Here is a 23,726-nt window from a genome sequence, read left to right as displayed (position 1 = left end):
AGTATTCCCCTTCTTTCGCCTTTTGACGGTAAATAATAATTTTGGCTCAATTTAATAGGAAATTTACTTAAAATTCCATTACCAAAAAATCCAATCCCCAGCCTAATATTTGCACCATATGCATAACACATTCTTAGTTTTTTTGATAAAAACCATATCTCGTTTATAAATTTTGAACGGGCAGCAAATTTATCAACCTCCTGAAGAGCAACTATATCAGCTTTTGATTGCTTTATAACATCTGCAACATCATTAAGTCTTAATTTGCCCCTTTTGTCTTTCCCACCATGAATATTATATGTCATGACATTTAACATCATAATAAATCCCCTCTTTTTAATTATGCAAAAAATTCTATATTCTATAATGTAATTATATTCATAAATGTTATTAAGGTTTATCTCAGTTCTATTTCTTCTTCAATATGTTTTTTTAAATTTTTATCGACAGTTTCTTTTATCCATTCTTCAAACGTTAATTTCTTATCGTTTAAGTAGTATTCTTTTAGATATATTTGCCCATTATATTGATATTTAATCAAAGCTGGTCCATCTTCTCTATGAGCTTTGCCTTCTTTATAATATCTTTGGCATTCTATCTGTCCATTAAAATAATACCAAATTTTTGCTGGTTTCCCTTCTCGATGTAATTTGCCTTCTTTATAATATTCTTCATACCAAACATTCCCATTCCCATAATACTCAATTACAGCCGCTCCATCTTTTCTGCTTAGTTTATTGTTATCAAAATATTTCTCAATCCGTATTTTGCCATTTCCATAATATTTTCTTTTAATTTTTTCCATTTTTAGATATCCCCTTTCTATCATTATTTTATCAGTAAAACTTCGTGAATAAATAGATTTTTTATACAATAATTATTGACATATGCCAAAAACTATTGTATAATAAAAATGCAAAAAATATTACAAATAAAATCCTTTGAAAGAAGGTGAACAATATGCCAAGAGGAGATGGAACTGGTCCATTAGGATTCGGACCAATGACTGGTAGAGGCATGGGATACTGCGCAGGTTTTCCAGTACCAGGATATATAAATCCCGTATTCTTTTTTACTCTTTTTTTCACCTAAACCAGAAGGCAATATTCTATTTTTTAAACTGCCTGCTTCCAGGTTTTGCTATAGGAATCCCTCTTTTACACAGCGGACAACTTTCACTTTCATATGATACTACATCAAGTGCTACTACAGATTCAAACCTTACGCCAAAATCAACTTTTCCATTACTCCTATCTACAACACTTGCAACTCCTATTATGTTGCCACCACATTTTTTAACAAGCTCTATTACTTCTTTTACAGAACCACCAGTTGTTACAACATCTTCAATAACCAATACATTTTCACTTGGATTTATTTCAAATCCCCTTCTCAATTTCATAATGCCGTTTTCCCTCTCGGCGAAAAGAGCCTTTGCATTAAGCTGCTTAGCTACTTCATAGGCAAAGATGATACCACCTATTGCTGGTCCTATTACCACGTCTATTTTCTCTCCATTAAACTTTTTTGCTACCTCTTTTGCAAATTTTTCACTATATGCGGGATACTGAAATATTTTAGCACATTGTAAATATGTATCACTATGCCTTCCGGATGTCAATAAAAAATGACCATTATTCAAGACTTTTAAGTCTGTCAGAATATTTATTACTTCTTGCTTTTCCATTCAAATTACTCCTTTCAAATTTTGATTTTAAACATTCTTTCTTGTATTTCATATGGAATAAATAATTTATACAACACTACATCTCAGTAGACAAAGAACCAATTAAATCATTTATATTATCTATATTGTTCAACTTCATGTATTCTTTGATACCTTCTATAATTTTCATAGTACAATAAGGATCGACAAAATTGTATGTACCTACTGCAATAGCCTTAGCACCTGCTATCATAAATTCAATTGCATCAGATGCCGACGAAATTCCTCCCATCCCAATTACAGGTATTGTTACAGATTTTACCGCTTCATAAACAAGCTTAAGTGCTATTGGTTTAACTGCGGGACCAGATAAACCAGCATATATATTCTTAAACACTGGTTTTCTTGTATTTATATCAATAACCATACCTGTTATGGTATTAATTAAAGATATTGCATCAGCTCCACCATCCTCTGCTGCTTTTGCGCAAATTGCAATATCTCCTACATTTGGTGTAAGTTTTACAATTACTGGCTTGTTCGTCGATTTTTTTACTGCTTTTGTTATGTCATATATACATTCCGTTTTGACGCCAAACGCCATCCCACCTTCTTTTACGTTTGGGCAAGATACATTTACCTCAATTGCATGCACACCATCTATATCAAGCTTTTTAGCCATATATGCAAATTCCTCAACAGATTCACCCGCTATATTAGCAATAACTGCTACATCATACTTTTTCAAAAAAGGAAGCTCTCCTTTTATAAAGCCATCTATTCCAGGATTTTGAAGTCCAACACTGTTTAATATTCCTGAAGGTGTTTCGTAAATCCTTGGAGGCGAATTCCCTTCACGTGGTTTTACTGTTAATCCCTTTACCATTATTGCACCTAACTTGCTTAAATCAATATACTCCGAATATTCTTTTCCAAAGCCAAAAGTACCTGATGCAACCATAACAGGATTTTTCAGCCTTAATCCACCAATTTCAACGTCTAACTTCATATTTCCACCTCCTCTGCCCAAAAAACCGGTCCATCTTTACAGACTTTCTTGTAATGAAAATTATCCTTATCCTTTATTTTACATGCACATACCATACATGCACCAATGCCACATCCCATACGTTCTTCAACAGAAATCTGACATGGTTTTTTCGCTTTAATTGCCATTTCTTTTAAAGCTTTAAGCATTGGCTTTGGTCCACATCCGTATATTATATCAATATCATCTATAATATCCTTTATTAAATCTGTCACATAGCCGCATTTACCATGGCTTCCATCTTCTGTAGCAATAAATACCTCACCATATTTTTTAAATTCATCAATTAAATAAATTTCGCTTCTGAATCCAAGAGCTATATATATTTTTTCACTCTTTAGTTCCTTTGTAAGATATAGAAGTGGTGGTATTCCTACTCCTCCGCCAACTATAAGAATTTTCTTGTTTTCAAATATATCAAATCCATGCCCATGTGGACCGGTTATTTCAATGGAATCGCCTGGTTTCATTTTAGATAGATTTTTTGTTCCTTCTCCTTTAAGCTGATATACTATCGTCAAGATTTTTTTATCAATGTCACATATGCTCATTGGTCTTTTTAAAAGGGTTCTTCCTCCACAATTTAACATGACAAACTGACCGGGAAAAGCTTTCTCCTCCCATTCTAATACCATTTTATATATTCCACTGCTTATCTCAATATTACTAATTATTTTTTTTAACATATTACACCTCTACATCATTATTTGTTTTTTTTGATAATAGAATTATTTATCATATCTCTCATCATAAGAACCTCCGCTCTTGCAGCTTTAGCATATTCATATTCAGAATATAACTCACTCCAATTTGGACTTTTATATGCAAATATTACTTTTCTTGATGAATTAATAATCGCTCCAAGACCATTGTTATCAAAACAATTTTTTATGTCATCAACCGTTGCCCCTTGTGCTCCATAGCCTGGTACTAAAAATAGACAATAAGGCATTTGCTTTCTTAATATTTTTGCAACTTCAGGATATGTGGCACCAACTACCGCCCCTATTGAACTGTAACCAGATTTGCCCAGAACCATTTTTGATATCCGGTTTACCATTTCTGCAACATTTTCATATACAAGACCTTTATTTGTTTTTAAATCTTGTATATCACCAGAACCTTTATTTGAGGTTTTTACAAGTATGAATAAACCTTTCCCAAATTTAATCATATCATCTATATATGGAAGTATAGTATCTTCACCCATATATGGATTAACAGTTATTGCATCAATTGATTTATGTTGCAGATATGCCTTTGAATACATTTCTGCAACATCTGCAATATCCCCTCTTTTTACATCAGCTATAACAAAAATTCCTTTTTCTTTTGCATATTCAGCAGTTTTGAAAAAAACCTTAAATCCTTCTGCCCCATATGCTTCATAAAAAGCAACCTGAAGTTTCACAGCAGAAACTATATTATATATTTCATCAATTATACCTTTGTTAAAGAGATATAATGCTTCACATATACCTTTTATATTTTCTCCATGAATATTATATGCCATATCTTTTAAAAATTTGGGTATACTTTCAATTCTCGGGTCAAGTCCTACAACGGTAGGATTCTTCTTTTCTTTTATTTTTTCTATTAAATTATCAATAAACATCTAAAACATCTCCAATTATAAATTTATTTATATATAAACAGATTACTCTTTCCCCTCATCTTTTTTATACATTATTTTTCCATCTACTATTGTATATTCTATCTGTCCGATTAATCTTTTACTATTAAACGGTGTATTTTTACCTTTTGATTTAAACTTTTCAGCGTCAACTATATATTCCTTATCAGCATCCACTATCGTTATATCAGCTGGATTACCTATTTTTATCCCTGTAGGTATACTTAGAATTTCAGCAGGTTTTTTGCACATATAATTCACAAGGTCTTCCAAGGTAATTTTACCTTTCTTTACAAGATAGGTATTAACAACTGAAAATGCTGTTTCTATTCCGGAAATCCCAAATGCAGCTTGAGTATATGGAACCTTTTTGTCCTTCTTTGTGTGTGGTGCATGATCTGTTGCAATGACATCTATTGTACCATCAATTAATCCTTCTATAAGGCTCACCACATCTTCCTGTGTCCTCAATGGAGGATATGCTTTTGTATTTGTATCAAATCCATCGACCATATCCTCAGTAAGACTTATATTATGTGGTGTAACTTCAGCTGTGATTCTTACACCTTCACATTTGGCCTGTTTTATTAGTTCAACACTTCCTTTTGTGGAAACATGTGCAATATGTAACCTGGCACCTGTTGATTTAGCAAGTAAGATGTTTCTTGCGACCATTACTTCTTCAGCTTCATGGGGTATTCCCTTTAACCCTATCATTGTAGATACTATTCCGTTATTCATAACCCCTTCGCCGCTTAATGATTTATCCTCACAATGTGTTATCATCAATAAGTCATACATCTTTCCATATGTCATTACCCTTTTCATTAATCCTGAATTCATAATAGGATATCCATCATCTGATAATGCTTTAACGCCAACATCTTTAAGCTTTGACATTTCTGTTAATTCTTCACCCTTCATTCCTTTTGTCATTGCACCAATCGTGAGTACTTTAGCATAAGCTTCTCTTTTTGCTATAGCTTTTATATATTCTACAACTACGTCACTATCGATTGCGGGATTTGTATTTGGCATACATGCAACAGTTGTATATCCACCTGAGACAGCAGCATGTGTCCCGGTTTTGATAGTTTCCTTCTCTTCAAAACCAGGCTGTCTTAAATGTGTATGCATATCTACAAAACCCGGAAGTACATATTTCCCGTCTGCATTTATTACTATTCCATCAACTGCTTCTAAAGATCCATCTATTGCTTTTATTATCCCATTTTCAATAAGAATATTTGATTTTCTTGTATTTCCAAAACCATCTATTATAATCCCGTTTTTTATTATTATCTTCATATGATTTACTCACTCCTTTCACAAAGCAATTTAAGTAACGCCATCCTAACTGCTACACCGTTGGTAACCTGCTTTTCTATCACAGAATACTCAGCATTTGCTATTTCTGATGTTAGTTCTACATTTCTATTTACAGGTCCCGGATGCATAAGTATTGCATCGGGTTTTGCAAGTTTCATTCGTTCAGAATTTATACCAAAATATTTTGCATATTCATCTATCGAAGGGAATAAACCGCTTTTCTGCCTCTCAAGTTGTATCCTGAGTCCCATAACTACATCAGCATCTCTAATAGCTTCATCAACATTGTAATAAACCTTCGCACCTAATTTATTAAAATCCTCAGAAAGAAGTGTAGAAGGTCCGGCAAATCTTACTTCTGCCCCAAGTTTTTTTAACCCCCATAAATTTGACCTTGCAACCCTGCTATGTATTATATCACCTATTATAGCAACTTTTAAACCTTCAAAGTGAAGTTTTTTCTCTCTGATTGTCATCATATCCAAAAGTGCCTGTGTCGGATGCTCATTTATACCATCACCGGCATTTATTACAGATGCATTAAGGTATTTTGCTACAAAATGCGGTGTGCCGGACATGTTATGTCTTATCACTATTACATCTGCCTTCATCATCTCAACAGTTCTAACTGTATCTATCAGTGATTCACCCTTTATAATGCTGCTTGAGGATATCTCAATATTACCAAAATGCGCCCCGAGGTATTTCACAGCCATTTCAAAAGAAAGCCTCGTCCTTGTACTGGGTTCAAAGAATATTGTTACAACTGTTTTACCCTTTAATATTTCTGAATATTTTTCTCCCATTATAATTCTTTTCATTTCTTTTGCGGTATCAAGTATTTCAATTAACTCATCCTTTGATAAATCACGTATTCCTAAGATATCTTTTCTATTCATTTTTTCCTCCTTATTAATAAAAATAAAGCAGAAACCATTATACAATTAAATGTAAAATAGCTCTGCCTTTTGATTTGATTTATTGTTAAACTTGTTCAAAATACTATTAAGCTTAAAAAATCTCATGGAAAATCCCCCTGCTTTTTATTTTAAAGGGAGAATAACTATTCTCCCTTATTAGCCTCGCTGGACTAATTTAAAGGTCCTATTCATAAATTAAAACCCTATTTATTTTATCAATTTCCTCAAGCATTACTTTGATTATCTCACTCTTTGATGTAGGAACATTTTTGCCAACATAATCTGGTCTTATAGGAAGTTCTCTGTGTCCTCTGTCAATCAATTCGGCTAATTGAATTGATTCAGGTCTGCCTATATCGATTATTGCATCCATTGCAGCTCTTACAGTCCTGCCGGTATAAATTACATCATCCACCAAAATTATAGTTTTCCCTATTACATCAATATCAATACCATTTTTTTTTACTATGGGTTGCTCAAGATTTGTTGTAAGGTCATCACGATATAAGGTAATATCAAGCGAGCAGACTGGAGGTTTCTTGTTTTCAATTTTTGCTATATACTTAGCTATTCTTTTTGCAAGAGGTACACCTTTGGTCATAATACCAATTAATATTATGTTTTCAACACCTTTATTTTTTTCGATTATCTCATGTGAAATTCGAATTAAAGCCCTGTTTATAGCTTTATCCTCCATTATTTCAGCTTTAAATTTCAAGCAGCCACCCCTCCAAAAAAAACTTCTTGCAAAGCAAGAAGTCAATCTCCTAAATTATTTTCATGCTCCTTGCCAGCCTCACAGAACCGATTAAAGGAAATATTCTTTTTTATTTATAATACCATATTTGATTTAATATGTCTATATGGAAACTAGTTTGAATTATAAAATATTTTAAAGTTTTTATTGACCATACACACTATTTGTTACAGTGCTATTCGTATTCCCATAAACATCATTTGTTACAGTATTATTATTTTTATCTTCTATATCTACATCACCTGTTTTATCGTCATAATTGACATTTTTATTAAAAGTCTCAAGGATAAATCTTAAAGGAACAAGTGTGCGATTATTTACCAATGTTGCTGGGACATCTAATGTCTCTTCTTTATCATTTACATAAACTTTGGATTCCCCAATTATTATTTTAATTGTAATGTTATCCTTTGAAATTGTAACGGTTTGTGTCTGTGGATCCCAATTCACTTCTGCACCAAAGCCGTTCATAATAGCACGTACAGGAATTAATACTTTATCTCATTTTAGTACAGGCGGTATATCAAAATTAACCTTTTTCCCTTTTATTAATATTTTGCCTTTGAATTCTTTTACTGACAGTGATATTTGATTTTTATTTCTTGTTTGTTCATTTGTTTGCGTTTGCTCTTTAATACCTTCCTGAGAACTTGTTGTTATTTCTGTTTTTGTTGATATTTGATTTTTATCTCTTGCTTGTTCATTTGTTTGTGTTTGCTCTTTAATACCTTCCTGAGAACTTGTTGTTATTTCTGTTTTTGCTTTTGGGTTATAACCCTTTTGTCCTGCATATACCGTTAGACCAGATGTAAATAAAAGTACACCCGTTAATGTAAAAGCTATTATTTTTTTCATATTATCATCTCTCCTTTTTTAATATTTTTTACTATCTATATATATCGTAAAAACAATTTTTTTCTTAAGTTCTTTAATATCTTAAACAAAACAAGATAAGCCGGCTCTCATCTCTTAAATAAATTGAAGAGATGAGAGCCGGCTTATCTTAGATATCCCATGATAGAAATCTAATAAAACTCAGATTATGCCTCAATGATTTTATTTAAAAAGCTCTTTGTCCTTTGGTGTTTTGGTAAGAGAAAAACTTCTTCCGGTTTTCCTTCTTCAAGTATCTTACCTTCATCCATAAACACAACCCTGTCGGCTACTTCTTTTGCAAAACCCATTTCATGTGTTACCACCATCATTGTCATACCTTCCCTGGCAAGCTGCTTCATAACTAAAAGAACCTCTTTTACTAATTCTGGATCCAATGCCGATGTGGGTTCATCAAAAAGCATTACCTCTGGCTGCATGGCAAGTGCCCTTGCTATTGCTACTCTCTGCTTTTGCCCACCTGATATCCTTGATGGATATACATCTCTTTTGTCAAAAAGCCCCACTTTGTTAAGAAGTTCGAGTGCTATTTCTCGTGCCTCGCTTTTTGGTATCTTCTTTACTGTGACAGGTCCTTCCATAACATTCTCCAAAACCGTCATATGTGGAAAAAGATTGAAATGCTGAAATACCATTCCTATTTCCTGCTGTAATTTACGATATCCTTTGCTCCCCTCCACAAGTTTTTGACCTTTAAAATAAATATCACCATGTTGGTATGTTTCAAGACCTTAAATGCATCTTAACAATGTGCTTTTACCTGAACCACTTGGTCCAATTATAACCATTACTTCACCGCTCTTAACTGACATATTAATACCATTTAATGCTTCCATATGTTCAAATTTTTTATGAAGGTCCTCAATCTTTATTATTTCTATATCATTCATAGATAGAAAGCCTCCTTTCAAGCTTTCCAAAGGTAATTGTAAATATCGATGTAAGAAGCAAATAATAAATTCCAGCTAAAGTAAACACTTCAACAGGTTTAAACGAATCTGCATACATCTGTGTTGCTACACGCATAAGGTCTACCATTGCAATTGTTGATACAAGTGAAGAATCCTTTAATAATGCTATAAATTCATTTCCCATCGGCGGTATCATTCTCCTATATGCCTGCGGCAGGATTATTCTTCTCATTGATTGAAAATATGTCATGCCTAAAGCTTTTGTTATTTCTATTTGCCCTCTGTCAATCGATTGGATTCCACTTCTTATTATCTCAGCAACATATGCAGCAGAATTAAGGCTCATGCCGGAAATTGCAGCTAAGAATGGGCTTAATTTTAAGCCCATTGAAGGTAACCCATAATATATAATAAAAAGCTGCAAAAGTAGTGGTGTACCTCTTATAACATAAATATATGCGCCGGAAATTTTGGACATAAGTATATTGTTTGATATTCTCATAAATGCAAGTATAAGCCCAAAAAACAATCCCAAAACAGCTGATAATATCGTTAGTTCAATTGTCGTTAATGCACCCACACCTAAAATGGGTATGAGATTTATAAAATATTTAAAGTCCATAACTTAACCTCTGTTCTCCAATATAATTATTCGAATTATTTAAATACAGATATGTCCTCGCCAAACCATTTCTTTGATATTTCAGCTGAAGTACCATCCTCTTTCATCTTCTTCATAACATCATTCAATGCATTTTCTAACTCTTTGTCTCCTTTGCGATATGCTATACCTACTGTTTCATTTGTAAGCTTCATTACAATCTTATACTGGTTGGGTCTTTTGGCCATATAATATTTTGCTACAGGTTCATCCATAACTACCGCATCCAACCTCTTATTGCTTAGATCTAAGAAGGATTCTGGAGCTTTAGAATATTTTTTAATTTCTTTTACACCTTCAATTTTTTTTGCAGCTTCTTCTCCCGTCGTTCCAAGCTGTACACCAATAACCTTCCCTTTTAAATCGTCTTTTGTTTTCAAAGCATTATTATCAAAATTCACCACAACATCCTGTGAGTCATTAAGATATGCAGGGCTAAAGTCAATCTCTTTCGCTCTCTCATCTGTTATCGTCATTGCTGACCAAATTACATCAAATTTATTTGCTTTTAATGCAAGTATTATTCCACTCCAGTCTGTTGGAACAAATTCTGCTTTTACCCCCAAACGTTTTGCAGCTTCCTTCGCTAAATCGACATCATAACCTACAAGCTGATTTTGATCATCCCTGAATTCCATTGGCGGAAAAGAATCGTCAACACCAATCCTTAATTTGCCTGATTTTTTTATTGCATCAAGCGAATTTTGTGTATTTGATACTACTGTTTTTTCAGAAGTATTGCTGTTTGAACTACTGTTATTGTTTTTTGCAGAACAGCCCGCTAATACTAAAGAAAATATTATTAAAATTGTTAAGCTTAAAATTAATGGTTTATTATTCATTATTAAAATACCTGGTTCAAAAAAGTTTACAATACATAACAATAATTAATTTTTGTAAACCCGGCCTCCCCATGACCAGGCTTTACACCTCCATGAAAATTTTTTCCTGGGGTGACAGGGAGACCTTAGTCCCGGGAGTCCCACCCGGACGGGAGAACGGCGCTTTACGGACGCAACTTGCGTTGACCGTTAAGCGAAAGCCTACTGCTCTGCCTCCCGCGATCTGTTAAATGCGACCTGCCGGTTGTTTCCGTACTCCGACTAAACGGGGTCACCTACTTGATAAAGCAAGCTGCTTCAAATCATGCCAGACAGAATAGAATGATTCCTGTTTAAAACGAGTCAGACCGTTCATAGTAAGAATCTTTCCGTACATATGCTTGAAGAGTTGCTTCACCTTTCGGGTCATCCCTCTTCCTTCCCCAGGCAAGGAATTTGCCTTTTGGCTCAGCTTTTCTTTAAGGACTTGGACTTTCTGTTTTAATTCATTGGTAATACGTTCTTTGAAACCTATTGCACGCCGGGCTATGACCAATGCTGCGGCGTGGTGGATTATTATGCCATACTTCTCCATGTACTTCCAGTAACCTATGGTTGACGTGTGTGCCGGCCAGACCTGCTTTATACCTACTCCTTCCTTGAAAGCCCTGCGTATGACAGCTTCGACCATCTTCTTAAAAGGGAAATTAGATGCCATGCGGTTGAATTTTTTGTTGGTATTCAGATGGTCTTTCCCGAACTCCAGCTTTTCTAAGGCTATGGGTTTACCCAAGGATTTAGCGATGTCTACTACTACTTTAGCCAGCACACCAACTAAGTAAGTGCGCCGGAAACCACGGCTGTAAGCCAGTTCGGGTATCTTGATATAAAGAAAACCGTTCGGATGTATCGTTACCTGAAATTCACCGTCAAACTTGTGTAAGGCTTTTGGATATGGTACGTTAAAATTCTCCGGCCATGATTCTGGTTGACCGGTATAACCGACATTAGCAAGTGCTACTCCATCAGGGTTGGTGTCCATACCTAAATAACCATAGACGGGATTAGTTGATAAATCGGGTGGTGTTATAGTGAAACTGATATGTGCCCTATACCTATCATCCTTGCCTTTGATCAGTTCCACAGTATAAGGTGCACCGGATAAAAGTAACTCATACACCTTTGAACGGTATTTATCCGGCAACCAGAGCCTTCCTTCTACACGGGGCGCCCTGGTCATTATTGGTCTGTCTTTGATGTCTATTCCTTTTTGCTCAGACAGATGAGAAATGGTCACTGATAAGAAAAATTCTCCGTGAGATAAGCTTATCTTGATGTTCGGGTTGCCGCCTTTGGTCTTGTCACCACGGGAATATAACCTATCTTGACGTGCCTTACGCCATTCTTCTATCGAAACACTGCCTTTGCAAACTTTCTTCCACAAAGAACGACCACCGAAAACTACTGTTGGTATGGTGCTGTTGTCCTGGTGAGAGAGCAGCTCGGATAGTTTGTCAGTCAGTTTTTTCACTCTGGTCTTACGGCCGTGTACGGTGTGCTTGTAGTTCCCGATTTTTGCCGGATCGTTTTTCTTAATGGCTTCGTTTAAGGCTTTTTCTGCCCAACCGAGTTTCTTCTTTGCACGGGCTAATTTTGTTTTTGTTTCTTCTATTTCCAGCTTCAAAAGCTCTTTTTGGGATTCGATTATAGCTTTAGCCTTAAGTATGGCGTCATCACAGCAGCGGGAGTTCAGTCCGAATACTTTTTGACACTGCTTCTTTAGCTCTTCCCGTGATTTATCTTCTTGCAGCCGGTTGAACGCCCAGCGCGTGCAGGAGCAGAACAATCTCATCTCGGTGTTTAGTGGGTCCTCCATCCCGCGGCTCCACTTTTGAGAACGGAAGGCAGGATAGACCTCCGGGAAAAATTCACCGCAGACGGTGTAGCTTATACCATCGTCAGGGCTGTATGATTTATTTTTGTTCTTTTTCCCTTCCTTCATCTGACTTCACCCCCGTTATCAGTTCCCGAAAACCCTGTTTGACCTTCTTACTACTTCTGGCGCCATACAGCCTTGCCCCTGCTTCTCCCAGTTGCGCAGGCTGTTGGGATGAACGCTTAGTTTCTTTGCTGCTTTGCTTATAATTAATAATTCCATGAGTTTATTGTATTATATTTGTTTGTTTTGTCAAGTTTTATCGGAAATAAGGTAGTTGTTACAAACCTCCTCTAAACATTTTATTTGTTTCTTTTATGAAATTCCCCATCTTATCTCGGTTAAAATATTGTTAAAGTTTTTAATATGTTTTTGATATTTTAAATTATCATCCCTCCCTGAATTTTACCATCACTAAATTAAGTCATAATAAACAAAGGCTTATAAATAAATCAAAATACTTATAAGCCCCATTGCTTACTATGTTTATGTTAGTTAATTTTCTCAATTATATCACTAAAAATCACTAAAAAATCTCATGTGTCAATAATGTAAGTGGTAAAATAAAATAAAAATTGCAAGTTTAAGTGACATGAAAATTTAGTAAATATGTATAATATTAACTGATTACTTATTTCATTTCAATATGGTTCATTATAAAGCTAAGTATAATTTAATACTTTTTAATCTTTTCTGTTCTCATGCAATATATATATTTTCTTCACTTTTATTTATTTTATTGTCTATAAACATCCTATGCCATAATTCAAATGTTAATAATAGCCAAATTTGCCTTCCGGTATTATTCCCTGTATTAACTCCATTAAAATATCCCTCAATATATGATTTATTAAAATATCCTCTATTTATTGCTGTTTGGGATAATAAAATATCCATTACAAATTCCCTATATTCTTTCTTTAACAATGAAGTAATAGGAACAGGAAATCCATTTTTCTTTCTATTCAATACAAAATCAGGTAAATTATCTTTAAATGCCTCTTTTAAAATATACTTTTCATTATCGCCTTTATATTTCAAGTTTGAAGGTATAGATGCCGCATATTCAACAAGCTTATAATCCAAAAATGGAACCCTGAGTTCTATAGAATTTGACATGGATATTTTGTCCGATTTCATAAGAACATCTTCAGGAAGCCACACCTTTTGATCAAAATAAAGCATCATATTCATTTCATACCTTGATTTGAAATTATTAAAAATAGAAGGTATGTATTGGTCTCCTTTCTCCTCGATTATCGAATTTGCGTATAAATCACTGCTCAATATACCTGAAATTTCACGGTCCCTGAATGTTAATCCAACACCTTTATATCTTTCTTCAACAGAAAGCTTAGCCCTTTTGATAAAATCTTTTCCATAATTAAAAGGCATACATAAATTAATCGGTTCAATTAAATAATTTCTTATAAATTCTGGTATTTTACGATATCTGTTTATGACTTCCGGTTCCTTATATATTGTATATCCTGCAAACACTTCATCTGCCCCTTCACCTGATAAAATCACTTTAACATGCCTCTTAGCCAGCTTTGATAGATAATATAAGGGTATTGAAGTAGGATCACTTAAGGGTTCGTCTAAATGCCATATTATCCTATTAAGATCCTTCAAAACCTCTTTTGGCTTAATAACATACTCATAATGCTCTGTTCCATAAAAATCTGCAACTTTTTTAGCATAATTCAACTCGTTATATTCATTAAGATTAGGAGATTTTAATGGCTTCTCAAATCCAACTGAAAATGTCTTGAGTCTTTTATCATAAAATTTAATGCCTCTGATAATACAATCGTTGAATCAAGCCCTCCACTTAAAAATATTCCTATCGGCACATCACTAATTAATCTATCTTCAACAGATAAGCTAAATAATTTTGATATATTTTCTCTGTAATAAAGTTCCCCTTTCGCACTGTTATCCTCTTTAAATGTTATATCCCAATATTTATTTGTTTTTACCTTATTATTACTATAGATTAAAACATACCCCGGCATCAATTTATAAATATTTTTAAATAATGTTTGCTCTCCAGGAATGTATCTGTATTTTAAATATGTCCCTAATTTATTGTAATTTAATTCTGTATCTAAGATATTACACATTAAAAGTGATTTTATTTCTGATGCAAAAACAATAGTTCTATTGTTCAATATATAATAAAGCGGTTTTACCCCTAACCTATCCCTTGCAAGCATCAGCTTTTTATTTGTTTCATCATAAATAGCAATTACAAACATGCCATTTAAATATAAAACAAATTTTTCTCCATATTCTTCATACAAATGTACAATCACTTCTGTATCACTATTTGTATAAAATTCGTGCCCCTTTATCATCAAACTCCTTTTAAGACTTTGAAAATTATAAATTTCTCCATTACAAACAACCCAAATATTCTTTTTTTCATTATGAATAGGCTGATGCCCCGATTTTATATCAAGTATACTTAATCTCCGTATCCCCAAACCTGTTTCACCTTTACTATATATCCCTTCGTCATCGGGCCCTCTATGCCGGATAATTCCAAGCATCTCTTCCAAATTACGCCTACCTATAAAGCCTGCAATATCCCCAGTAAATCCACAAATCCCACACATATTATTACCTCCATAAATAATTTCATTATGTATTATAACCTTTTGTTATTAAAATCAAATTAAAAATCATCTTAAATATTTTAACCAAATTTTAACAAAAATATGGTACAATATTAAAAATTAAAGGATATAGGTGATGTAAAATGAGGATACTGGTTGTTGATGATGAACCACATTTGTCTGATATATTAAAAAAAGCCTTAAAACAAGAAGGATACAGTGTTGACATAGCACAAGACAGTTTAGATGGCTTAGAATTAGCTAAAATGAACATATACGATGTTATAGTGCTTGATATAATGCTTCCTAAAATAGATGGAATACAGATTTTAAATAAATTAAGAAATTTAAAAAATAAATACTCCTGTTTTAATGCTTACCGCAAAAGATACTACAGAAGATAAAATAAAAGGTCTTGACACAGGAGCAGATGATTATATGACAAAACCTTTTGAAATATCAGAATTAATGGCAAGAATACGTGCCTTGCTAAGACGTCAAGCTCCGGTTAAAAATCCTATACTAAAAATTGCCGACTTAGAAATAAATACATTAACAAGGGAAGTCAAGAGAAATGGAAAAGAAATTATTCTTACAAGTAAAGAATATGCCTTACTTGAATATATGATAAGAAATGCTAACCAAGTTTTAACTCGAACTCAAATAGCAGATCATATATGGGATTATGATTTTGATGGTCTTTCTAATATAATTGATGTATATATAAGATACTTAAGAAAAAAAATTGATGATGACTATGACAAAAAACTTATTCATACAATTAGGGGTTCAGGATATAGTCTAAAGGAGACATGAAAAAATGAAAAATTTATACTTTCCAATTAAATTTAAATTAACCTTATGGTATGTACTACTTCTTCTGATCGTTATATTGATTTTCAGTACTACTATATATTTTAGCCTTCAGAAAATGATCATTAATAATGAGGATATATTACTAAATACTCAAATTAAGCAAACAATATCCTCACTTGATATTGAAAATGGTGTAATAAAACTAAGCGAAGAACCTTTTTATTACAACTCAAGTATTTATGGTGCTTTATTATCATATCCGGATATGAAAATTTTAGAATCTAACTTACCTAAGGATATAATAAGTAAATATTCACCCGACCTAAAAACTATAGGTCAATATAAAACAATTTATGCATCAAAGGAAAAATGGCGTGTATATTCAAGTTCAATTTACTCAAACAATAAAATTTTAGGAATATTAATTTTTGCCCAACCTCTAAATTTTTTAGATATAGCCATGAAAAATTTATCTGTTATTATTTATATAATGATTCCTTTAATAATTATAGTGGCTGTCGTCGGTGGAATTTTAATCTCCAACTATGTTTTAAAACCTATTGATCGAATGACAAAGGTTGCTCGTGAAATAAGCATGGGTGACCTTTCAAAAAGGCTTAATCTTCCATATACAAATGATGAAATCGGACGCTTAGCTCAAACCTTCGATATAATGATTGATAAATTAGATGATTCATTTAAACGGCAAAGGCAATTTACCCATGATGCATCTCATGAATTAAGAACCCCAATTGCTGTTATTCAAAGTCAGGCGGAATTATCTCTCGGAAGTTCTAATACCGTTTCAGAATACACAAAAGCATTATCAGTAATACTTGAAGAAGCAAAATATATGGGTAAATTAATATCAAATATGTTGTTTCTTGCAAGAGGTGATAATAAAGCTGATAATTTACAAATGGAAAATTTAAATCTAAGTGATCTTATCGAGGGTATAGTAAGTGAACTAAAACCAATAGCCGAAAACAACAACATTAAAATTAATATAGTTAAAAATGAGCCTTCTTGCATAAAAGGAGATCAGACTCGCATAACACAACTTTTGTATAATATAATAGAAAATGCAATAAAATATACACCGCCAGAAGGGAATATTAAACTATATATTGAAAATCATGATAAATATATTAAAATAGCTGTTCAAGATAATGGGATTGGTATATCAAAGGAACATCTCCCACATATATTTGAAAGATTTTATCGTGTTGACAAAGCCCGCTCAGTAAAAAATGGAGGCAGCGGCTTAGGACTTTCAATTTGTCAATGGATTGCATTAATTCATGGGGGAAAAATCGAAGTCTTTAGTGAGGAAAATAAAGGAAGCACATTTATTATTTGGCTTCCTTCATGTGGAGTAACTCATAAATAAACCCTTTATAATAGTATATACAAAAATTTCACAATATTATTTTAGAAAAGGGTTGTGTATTTTTTCATAGCCTATTGTAGATACCTCTCCATGACCTGGATATATGATTGTATTATCATCCTGCGTAAGAAGCTTGTCTTTTATACTGTTTATAATTTCTTCATAATTTCCTCCCGGAAAATCAGTTCTTCCAATAGAGCCTTTAAAAAGGGTATCACCCGTAAATAAGATGTTGTCAATTTTAAAGGATATTCCACCAGGTGTATGCCCAGGTGTATGCAATACCTCAATTTTTATATCTCCAATATACAGAATATCGCCATCATTAAGCAGTATATCAGCAGGCTTTACCTTGATTTCTCCATAACCCATTGCCGATAAATTAAGTTCCGGGTCATACAGCATCTCAGCATCATATGAAGATATAGCAACCGGTGCGCCTGTTTTTTCTCTTAATTCTTCAACACCACCTATGTGATCAAGATGCCCATGTGTCAAAAGTATATATTTTAGTTTATACTTATTAGCTTGAATATAGTCAATCAATGATGGTATCATCTCTCCTGGATCAATTACAACAGATTCTTTACTGTTAGTATTCGTTATTATATAACAGTTTGATTGAAATAATCCTACAACATATCTTTTAATTTCTAAATTGCTTAACATCAATATCACTCCATTAAAATATTTTCTTTGAATCAAGCAGTATTGTAACAGGACCGTCATTTATAAGAGAAACCTGCATCATAGCTTGAAACTTCCCAGTTTTTACAATACATCCTTTTTCTTTTACCCTATCTTCAAGCATATTGAATAAATAAAGAGCCCTCTCAGGTTTTGCAGCTGTCATAAAATTAGGTCTTCTTCCCTTCCGGACATCTCCTAACAGCGTAAACTGTGAAATTAAAAGGACTTCTCCATTTAACTCCAGCAATGATAAATTCATTTTCCCTTCTTCATCTTCGAATACCCGTAAATTCGGAATTTTGTCTGCCATATATAAAACATCTTCATCTTTATCATCTATCGAAATACCAATAAAAACCACAAAACCCCTGCCTATTGAACTAATCAATTTTCCATCAACAGCAACTTCTCCTTTCACTACTTTCTGCACAACAGCCCTCAAAGCGATTCCTCCTATGCACTTATTCTATATACGTCTGTAACCCCTTGTAATGCCTTTAGTTTATTCATTATTTTTTCAAGCTGTTCTTTTGAAGTAATCTCAATAGTTAAATTGATAAATGCTAAATTATCTTTTGTAGTTCTTGCATTAATAGCTTTAACAGATATTTTAATATCTGACAATATGCTTGTTACATCTGTCAAAAGCCCGTATCTGTCATTTGCTACAATTTGAATATCCGCCTGATATGCTATGTTTTTACCCAGATCCCATTCAACTTCCACAATTCTGTTTTTGTCATAAATATATTTGCTAATATTGGGACAGTCTTTCCTGTGTATAGAAACACCATGTCCTTTTGTAATATATCCCAAAATTTCATCACCGGGTACAGGTGAGCAACATTTTGAAAATTTGACCATTACATTGTTTTCACCTTTAACAATCACACCTATATCTTTGGTTTTTAAAGGCTTTTTATGCTCTTTAACAGATATTACAGGTTTCAAGACATCGTCTTCTTTTTCATACTTCTTAAGTTCTTCTTTAATACGCGGTATGATTTGGTTCGCCAATAAACCACCATATCCAATAGTAGCATATAAATCATCTTCAGAATGTATATTTAATTTTTTTAAAATTGCTTCCATCTGTTGGTTTTTAATCATCGATTGTGGTATACCGTGTTTCTTTAACTCTCTTAAAAATATTTCTTCGCCACGCTCAATATTTTCTTTGCGTTTTTCCTTCTTAAACCATTGTTTTATCTTATTTTTTGCCTGGGAACTTTTTGCAATTTGAAGCCAATCTCTGCTGGGACCCCTTTCAGTATTTGCTATTGTTAATATTTCTATAATATCACCATTTCTGAGTTTGTAATCGATTGGTACTATTTTTCCATTTACTTTTGCTCCATTCATTCTATGACCTATCTCTGTGTGAATACTATATGCAAAATCTACAGGGGTTGAACCTCTCGGCAGACTTATAACATCACCCTTTGGGGTAAATACATAAACCTCATCTGTAAAAAGATCAATTTTTAAAGTTTCCATAAATTCCTTTGGATCTTTTAATTCTCTCTGCCATTCAAGAAGCTGTCTCAACCACGTTAATTTAGCATCAAACTCATTCTCCTCCATTTTGCCTTCCTTGTATTTCCAATGAGCAGCAATACCAAATTCTGCTGTCCTGTGCATTTCCCATGTCCTTATCTGTATCTCAAAAGGCTCCCCTTTAGGACCCATAACTGTTGTATGAAGAGACTGATACATGTTTGGCTTAGGCATAGCTATATAATCTTTAAACCTTCCTGGAATAGGTTTCCACAAGGTATGGACAACCCCCAATGTGCCATAACAATCCTTTACTGTGTTTACAATAACCCTAACTGCCATTAAATCATAAACCTGTTCAAATGTTTTGTTCTGATCCTTCATTTTTTTATAAATACTGTAAAAATGCTTTGCTCTACCTGATATCTCTGCCTTTATCTTTAGTTCTTTTAATTTTTCCCCTAAGGAATCCATTAGTTCCTGTATTGATTGTTCTCTTTGCTTTCTTTTTGTCGCAACCTTTTCAACAAGATTATAATATTCATCAGGATGTAAATATCTTAATGAAAGGTCTTCTAATTCCCATTTGATTTTCGAAATACCGAGCCTGTGTGCAACAGGTGCATAAATCTCTATTGTTTCCTGTGCTTTTTCCTTTTGTTTTTCAGGACTTACATATTTCAACGTTCTCATATTATGAAGTCTGTCTGCAAGTTTTATCATTATAACCCTTATATCTTTTGCCATAGCAATAAACATCTTGCGCATGTTTTCGGCTTGCTGTTCTACCTTTGATTTATATTCTAACATTCCAAGTTTTGTTACACCATCAATAAGGATTGCAATTTCTTCACCAAATTCGTCTTTTATATCATCATAAGTTATTATCGTATCTTCTATCACATCGTGAAGAAGTCCTGCTGCAATAGTTGTAAGGTCGAGCTCCAAATCCGCAAGTATATAAGCAACCTCAACCGGATGTATAATATAAGGTTCACCAGAACTTCGAAATTGTCCTTCATGAGCCTTCACTGCATAATTATATGCTTTTAAAATAAGAGCTTCATCCATATTTTGATTGTATTCTTTAATCCTGTTTATTACTTTTTCAATCATTATATTATTTCACCTATACATATTAAATTAAGTGGCAATATGCCACTTTAATACTTTATCAATGAAATTATATCATATCCGTCAAGTTTTTTCCTACCGTTAAGAGATGTTAATTCAATCAAAAACAATAAACTTTCAACAACACCCCCAAGCTGTTCTATTAACTTTAAAACAGCATATGCAGTACCGCCTGTTGCTAAAAGGTCATCAACGATTATAATTCTTTGACCCTTTTGTATTGCATCTTTTTGCATCTCAAGTGCATCTATACCGTATTCTAATTCATATTCATACTTAATTGTCATTGGAGGTAGTTTCCTGGGTTTTCTAACAGGTATGAATCCTACCCCCATTTTATATGCTAACGGCGCACCAAATATAAAACCCCTTGCTTCAGACCCCGCAATCAAGTCTATATTTTTGCCTTCAAGGGCTTTTGCCAACATATTAATAGAATAATTAAATGCTTCTTTATCCCTTAGTACAGGTGTAATATCCTTAAAATCAATGCCCTTTTTAGGAAAATCCGGAATTTCTCTTATTAATGATTTTACAACATCAAGCGTCATATTAATACCTCCTTAAAATCTTCATCTATAATTAATCTGACAAATTTAATGAATTCGTCTTTTGCCATATAAATCTGTCTTATGTTTTCATCTTTTTCTATATTAACCTTTTTACTGATACGTTTTTTGGTTAATACAAAAATATTATCATTTTCTTGTACTTCAATTAAGCCTAATTTTTTCATAACATTTAAACAAAAAATTAATTTAACAGGATTTAGAAATATCTGATTGTATAATTGGTCCTTAAAAAGTATCGTATTATCCTTCTTTATAAAATTATAAATCTTAGCAAAGTCACCCCTTTGTGGTATTATTTCTTTTAAGTCAAGTATATTTGAAGAAATATCATTTTTACCGTAAAGTAGATGTATTTTATTGGTCCTGCTGTATCGTCTTATTATATTATAGAACATTTTTGCATTAAATGGTATGTCATAGAAAACAATATTTTTATAATCTTTAAGGTCATATTCTTCAGATATACCCCATAAAATACCTCTTTTATAAATTTTACTTTCCGTTATAAGCTTATAATCATAAAAATTATCTTTTTTAAAATATTTTATTAAATCCTTTAACTGTTTTACTGTATTTATAACTATAACGGTATTTTCATCAGATTTAAATAACTGTAATATATAATCATTTTTATTTTTATGTTCTCTCATATCAATGATATTATCAGATACATGTAATCTACAACTCACGTATTTATAGTTTCTTAAAGTATTGAAAAGATTCTTGTAAAAGCCTATATGCTCTGGTTTTATTCGTATATCCTTTGCATTTATCTGAATATTTTCCATATTATTCCAAGTATTTATCTGCAAATTTCCAACAACATTTATATGCTGTCCTTCTTTAAATTTATTTTTTCCGTTTCCCATGCCAAATCCTATAATTTCGTATATATAACCTTTTTTTACTGCAGTAATTTTTAAATGATTATTATTTCCAAGATATGATATGCTTGATATAATCATGTCTTTGATTTCATAAACAGGATTTGGGTTACCATTCCCAAAAGGGCTCAACATATTTATTTGTTTTACTGCATCAATATCTATATCTTCGTTCTCTATCTCTGTATCAATATTTATAGTTGGTACTAAATCCACATCACTTAATTTTTTATCTGCATATTTATTAATTTTTTCCCTGAATTCATCAAACTTACAAATATTTATCGTTATTCCTGCCGCCATTTCATGTCCGCCATATTTTTCAAGATAAATACTGCATGCTTTTAATGCTTCATATAAGTTGAAACCTTTAATGCTTCTTCCTGAACCCTTTCCAATCCCATCTTTAACGCTTATTATTATGGAAGGTCGTGAATATTTCTCTGTTATCCTTGAAGAAACTATTCCAATCACACCCGGATGCCAATTTTCATTTTGAAGTAAAATAACCTTTTCTTTATTTAAATCAATACCTTCTTCAACTAACTTAACAGCTTCATCAAGTATTTTTTTTTCAATTTGTTGTCTTAATACATTTTCATTATCAAGATATTGAGAAAGGTCTTCTGCTTCTTTTTCATTTTCTGTTGTCAGCAACTTTACACAGGATATGGCACTTTTTAATCTTCCGGCAGCATTTAATCGCGGTGCTATTATGAAACCAACATGATATGCATCAATTTGCGTATTTTCCAGCTTTGCTGTTTTAATCAATGCTTTTAAGCCTATATTATTTGTGTTATTTAATGCTTTGAGACCTTCTTTAACTATAATACGATTCTCACCTTTAAGTGGAACAATATCTGAAATTGTACCAAGGCATACTATATCTAAGAATTTGTAGGCTTCTTTACCAATTAATGCAGCACATAATTTAAAGGATACCCCCACTCCCGCAAGGTCTTTAAAAGGATATGTAGAATTTTTGATATGAGGATTTAATACAACTGTTGCTTCCGGCATTACTTCAGGAACCTCATGATGATCTGTTATTATAATATCCATACCATAACTTTTAGCTCTCTCGACTTCCTTTATTGAGGATATACCGCAATCAACCGTTATAATCAGCTTTGTTCCATTTGTAAAAATTCTGTCTATTGCGCTTAAATTTATACCATATCCCTCCTGCAATCTTTCCGGTATATAATAGTCTACATCAGCATTCAATAATTTTAATGTTTTGTACAAGACGGATGTAGCTGTTATGCCATCAACATCATAATCTCCATATATAGTTATTTTATTGTTTTTCCTGATATGTTCTTTTATTATTGATACAGCTTTAGTTATTCCATCTAATAAATTTGGGTCATACAGCTCATTTATATCGGGATATAAGAATTCCTTTATATCCTTTAAGTCTTTATACCCCCTGTTTATCAGGGTTTTTGCAATATACCCTTTGATGTTAAATTCTTTTTTTATCACTTCTATTAAACGCTCATTATCGCATTTATTTTCAATCCATCTATATATCATAGAT

24 protein-coding genes and 2 pseudogenes (1 of these 26 only partly in view) are annotated in these 23,726 nt (G+C 32.8%); 4 read left to right on the top strand and 22 right to left on the bottom strand.

The window, feature by feature from the left end; translation table 11 throughout:
• Both AC0LWJ_RS01850 and AC0LWJ_RS01845 read right to left on the bottom strand, forming a co-directional pair.
• On the bottom strand, positions 1 to 320 hold the start of the coding sequence (locus AC0LWJ_RS01850) for an endonuclease/exonuclease/phosphatase family protein (protein WP_474237067.1). Its footprint begins 397 nt before the window's first position; the window shows 320 of its 717 coding nt (coding positions 1-320); its start codon is at positions 318 to 320; its stop codon lies off the left edge, out of view.
• Positions 321 to 397: 77 nt separating this feature from the next.
• Positions 398 to 805: a hypothetical protein gene (locus AC0LWJ_RS01845; protein WP_474237068.1), complete on the bottom strand. Its 408-nt coding sequence runs from the start codon at positions 803 to 805 to the stop codon at positions 398 to 400.
• A 155-nt stretch (positions 806 to 960) separates the two neighbouring features.
• Between AC0LWJ_RS01845 and AC0LWJ_RS01840 the strand changes: the two are divergent.
• Positions 961 to 1,065, top strand: a pseudogene (locus tag AC0LWJ_RS01840) (DUF5320 domain-containing protein); the annotation flags it as partial.
• A gap of 43 nt (positions 1,066 to 1,108) precedes the next feature.
• Here the strand turns inward: AC0LWJ_RS01840 and pyrE are convergent.
• The 15 genes and pseudogenes from pyrE to asnB all read right to left on the bottom strand — a co-directional run bounded on the left by pyrE (position 1,109) and on the right by asnB (position 15,197).
• Positions 1,109 to 1,687 carry an orotate phosphoribosyltransferase gene (gene pyrE, locus AC0LWJ_RS01835; RefSeq protein WP_474237069.1) on the bottom strand — a complete coding sequence of 193 codons (579 nt, stop codon included), beginning with the start codon at positions 1,685 to 1,687 and terminating at the stop codon, positions 1,109 to 1,111.
• Positions 1,688 to 1,763: 76 nt separating this feature from the next.
• Complete coding sequence (locus tag AC0LWJ_RS01830; RefSeq protein ID WP_474237070.1) at positions 1,764 to 2,675, bottom strand: dihydroorotate dehydrogenase; 912 nt, start codon at positions 2,673 to 2,675, stop codon at positions 1,764 to 1,766.
• Positions 2,672 to 3,400, bottom strand: coding sequence for a dihydroorotate dehydrogenase electron transfer subunit (locus tag AC0LWJ_RS01825; RefSeq protein ID WP_474237071.1), 729 nt, complete (start codon positions 3,398 to 3,400; stop codon positions 2,672 to 2,674). The genes AC0LWJ_RS01830 and AC0LWJ_RS01825 overlap by 4 nt, the downstream gene beginning before the upstream one ends.
• A gap of 17 nt (positions 3,401 to 3,417) precedes the next feature.
• A complete protein-coding gene (gene pyrF / locus AC0LWJ_RS01820; RefSeq protein WP_474237072.1) occupies positions 3,418 to 4,329 on the bottom strand; it encodes an orotidine-5'-phosphate decarboxylase in 912 nt (303 codons plus the stop codon).
• A 42-nt stretch (positions 4,330 to 4,371) separates the two neighbouring features.
• Positions 4,372 to 5,655 carry a dihydroorotase gene (locus AC0LWJ_RS01815; RefSeq protein ID WP_474237073.1) on the bottom strand — a complete coding sequence of 428 codons (1,284 nt, stop codon included), beginning with the start codon at positions 5,653 to 5,655 and terminating at the stop codon, positions 4,372 to 4,374.
• Positions 5,656 to 5,660: 5 nt separating this feature from the next.
• Positions 5,661 to 6,575, bottom strand: coding sequence for an aspartate carbamoyltransferase catalytic subunit (locus AC0LWJ_RS01810; RefSeq protein ID WP_474237074.1), 915 nt, complete (start codon positions 6,573 to 6,575; stop codon positions 5,661 to 5,663).
• A 205-nt stretch (positions 6,576 to 6,780) separates the two neighbouring features.
• Positions 6,781 to 7,314, bottom strand: a complete 534-nt coding sequence (gene pyrR / locus AC0LWJ_RS01805) for a bifunctional pyr operon transcriptional regulator/uracil phosphoribosyltransferase PyrR (RefSeq protein WP_474237075.1) — start codon at positions 7,312 to 7,314, stop codon at positions 6,781 to 6,783.
• A gap of 183 nt (positions 7,315 to 7,497) precedes the next feature.
• Positions 7,498 to 7,824 carry a copper amine oxidase N-terminal domain-containing protein gene (locus AC0LWJ_RS01800; protein ID WP_503031458.1) on the bottom strand — a complete coding sequence of 109 codons (327 nt, stop codon included), beginning with the start codon at positions 7,822 to 7,824 and terminating at the stop codon, positions 7,498 to 7,500.
• A 30-nt stretch (positions 7,825 to 7,854) separates the two neighbouring features.
• Positions 7,855 to 8,208, bottom strand: a complete 354-nt coding sequence (locus tag AC0LWJ_RS01795) for a hypothetical protein (protein ID WP_474237076.1) — start codon at positions 8,206 to 8,208, stop codon at positions 7,855 to 7,857.
• A gap of 185 nt (positions 8,209 to 8,393) precedes the next feature.
• Positions 8,394 to 9,122: pseudogene (locus AC0LWJ_RS01790) on the bottom strand (amino acid ABC transporter ATP-binding protein).
• 7 nt (positions 9,123 to 9,129) lie between these two features.
• Complete coding sequence (locus AC0LWJ_RS01785) at positions 9,130 to 9,780, bottom strand: amino acid ABC transporter permease (protein WP_474237077.1); 651 nt, start codon at positions 9,778 to 9,780, stop codon at positions 9,130 to 9,132.
• 35 nt (positions 9,781 to 9,815) lie between these two features.
• A complete protein-coding gene (locus AC0LWJ_RS01780) occupies positions 9,816 to 10,661 on the bottom strand; it encodes an ABC transporter substrate-binding protein (protein ID WP_474237078.1) in 846 nt (281 codons plus the stop codon).
• A 271-nt stretch (positions 10,662 to 10,932) separates the two neighbouring features.
• Positions 10,933 to 12,642, bottom strand: a complete 1,710-nt coding sequence (locus AC0LWJ_RS01775) for an SSO2105 N-terminal domain-containing protein (RefSeq protein ID WP_474237079.1) — start codon at positions 12,640 to 12,642, stop codon at positions 10,933 to 10,935.
• Between the two features lie 633 nt (positions 12,643 to 13,275).
• Entirely contained in the window at positions 13,276 to 14,373 is a 1,098-nt protein-coding gene (locus AC0LWJ_RS01770) for an asparagine synthetase B family protein (RefSeq protein ID WP_503031488.1), read from the bottom strand.
• Complete coding sequence (gene asnB / locus AC0LWJ_RS01765) at positions 14,316 to 15,197, bottom strand: asparagine synthase (glutamine-hydrolyzing) (protein ID WP_474237080.1); 882 nt, start codon at positions 15,195 to 15,197, stop codon at positions 14,316 to 14,318. Before asnB ends, AC0LWJ_RS01770 begins: the two co-directional genes overlap by 58 nt.
• A 143-nt stretch (positions 15,198 to 15,340) precedes the next feature.
• On the opposite strand from asnB, the gene AC0LWJ_RS01760 reads away from it, so the two are divergent.
• The 3 genes from AC0LWJ_RS01760 to AC0LWJ_RS01750 are packed head-to-tail and all read left to right on the top strand — an operon-like array spanning position 15,341 to position 17,403.
• The gene (locus AC0LWJ_RS01760; RefSeq protein WP_474237081.1) at positions 15,341 to 15,601 is read left to right on the top strand and encodes a response regulator; all 261 of its coding nucleotides are present in this window, start codon (positions 15,341 to 15,343) and stop codon (positions 15,599 to 15,601) included.
• Positions 15,570 to 16,013, top strand: coding sequence for a winged helix-turn-helix domain-containing protein (locus tag AC0LWJ_RS01755; protein WP_474237082.1), 444 nt, complete (start codon positions 15,570 to 15,572; stop codon positions 16,011 to 16,013). The genes AC0LWJ_RS01760 and AC0LWJ_RS01755 overlap by 32 nt, the downstream gene beginning before the upstream one ends.
• A gap of 4 nt (positions 16,014 to 16,017) precedes the next feature.
• Positions 16,018 to 17,403: a sensor histidine kinase gene (locus tag AC0LWJ_RS01750; RefSeq protein ID WP_474237083.1), complete on the top strand. Its 1,386-nt coding sequence runs from the start codon at positions 16,018 to 16,020 to the stop codon at positions 17,401 to 17,403.
• Positions 17,404 to 17,439: 36 nt separating this feature from the next.
• On the opposite strand, the gene AC0LWJ_RS01745 is transcribed toward AC0LWJ_RS01750, so the two are convergent.
• Genes AC0LWJ_RS01745 through recJ form a run of 5 tightly spaced genes read right to left on the bottom strand, consistent with a single transcriptional unit; the run spans position 17,440 to position 23,722 of the window.
• Complete coding sequence (locus tag AC0LWJ_RS01745; RefSeq protein WP_474237084.1) at positions 17,440 to 18,072, bottom strand: MBL fold metallo-hydrolase; 633 nt, start codon at positions 18,070 to 18,072, stop codon at positions 17,440 to 17,442.
• 13 nt (positions 18,073 to 18,085) lie between these two features.
• Positions 18,086 to 18,535: a D-aminoacyl-tRNA deacylase gene (gene dtd / locus AC0LWJ_RS01740; protein WP_474237085.1), complete on the bottom strand. Its 450-nt coding sequence runs from the start codon at positions 18,533 to 18,535 to the stop codon at positions 18,086 to 18,088.
• 11 nt (positions 18,536 to 18,546) lie between these two features.
• Positions 18,547 to 20,706, bottom strand: coding sequence for a RelA/SpoT family protein (locus tag AC0LWJ_RS01735; RefSeq protein WP_474237086.1), 2,160 nt, complete (start codon positions 20,704 to 20,706; stop codon positions 18,547 to 18,549).
• 47 nt (positions 20,707 to 20,753) lie between these two features.
• Positions 20,754 to 21,275 carry an adenine phosphoribosyltransferase gene (locus AC0LWJ_RS01730; RefSeq protein WP_474237087.1) on the bottom strand — a complete coding sequence of 174 codons (522 nt, stop codon included), beginning with the start codon at positions 21,273 to 21,275 and terminating at the stop codon, positions 20,754 to 20,756.
• Positions 21,272 to 23,722, bottom strand: coding sequence for a single-stranded-DNA-specific exonuclease RecJ (gene recJ, locus AC0LWJ_RS01725; protein ID WP_474237088.1), 2,451 nt, complete (start codon positions 23,720 to 23,722; stop codon positions 21,272 to 21,274). The genes AC0LWJ_RS01730 and recJ overlap by 4 nt, the downstream gene beginning before the upstream one ends.
• Between the last annotated feature and the right edge of the window lie 4 nt (positions 23,723 to 23,726).

Source organism: Aceticella sp. 75b-Ac (assembly GCF_056032965.2).
This window is presented reverse-complemented; position numbering and strand designations above follow the sequence as displayed.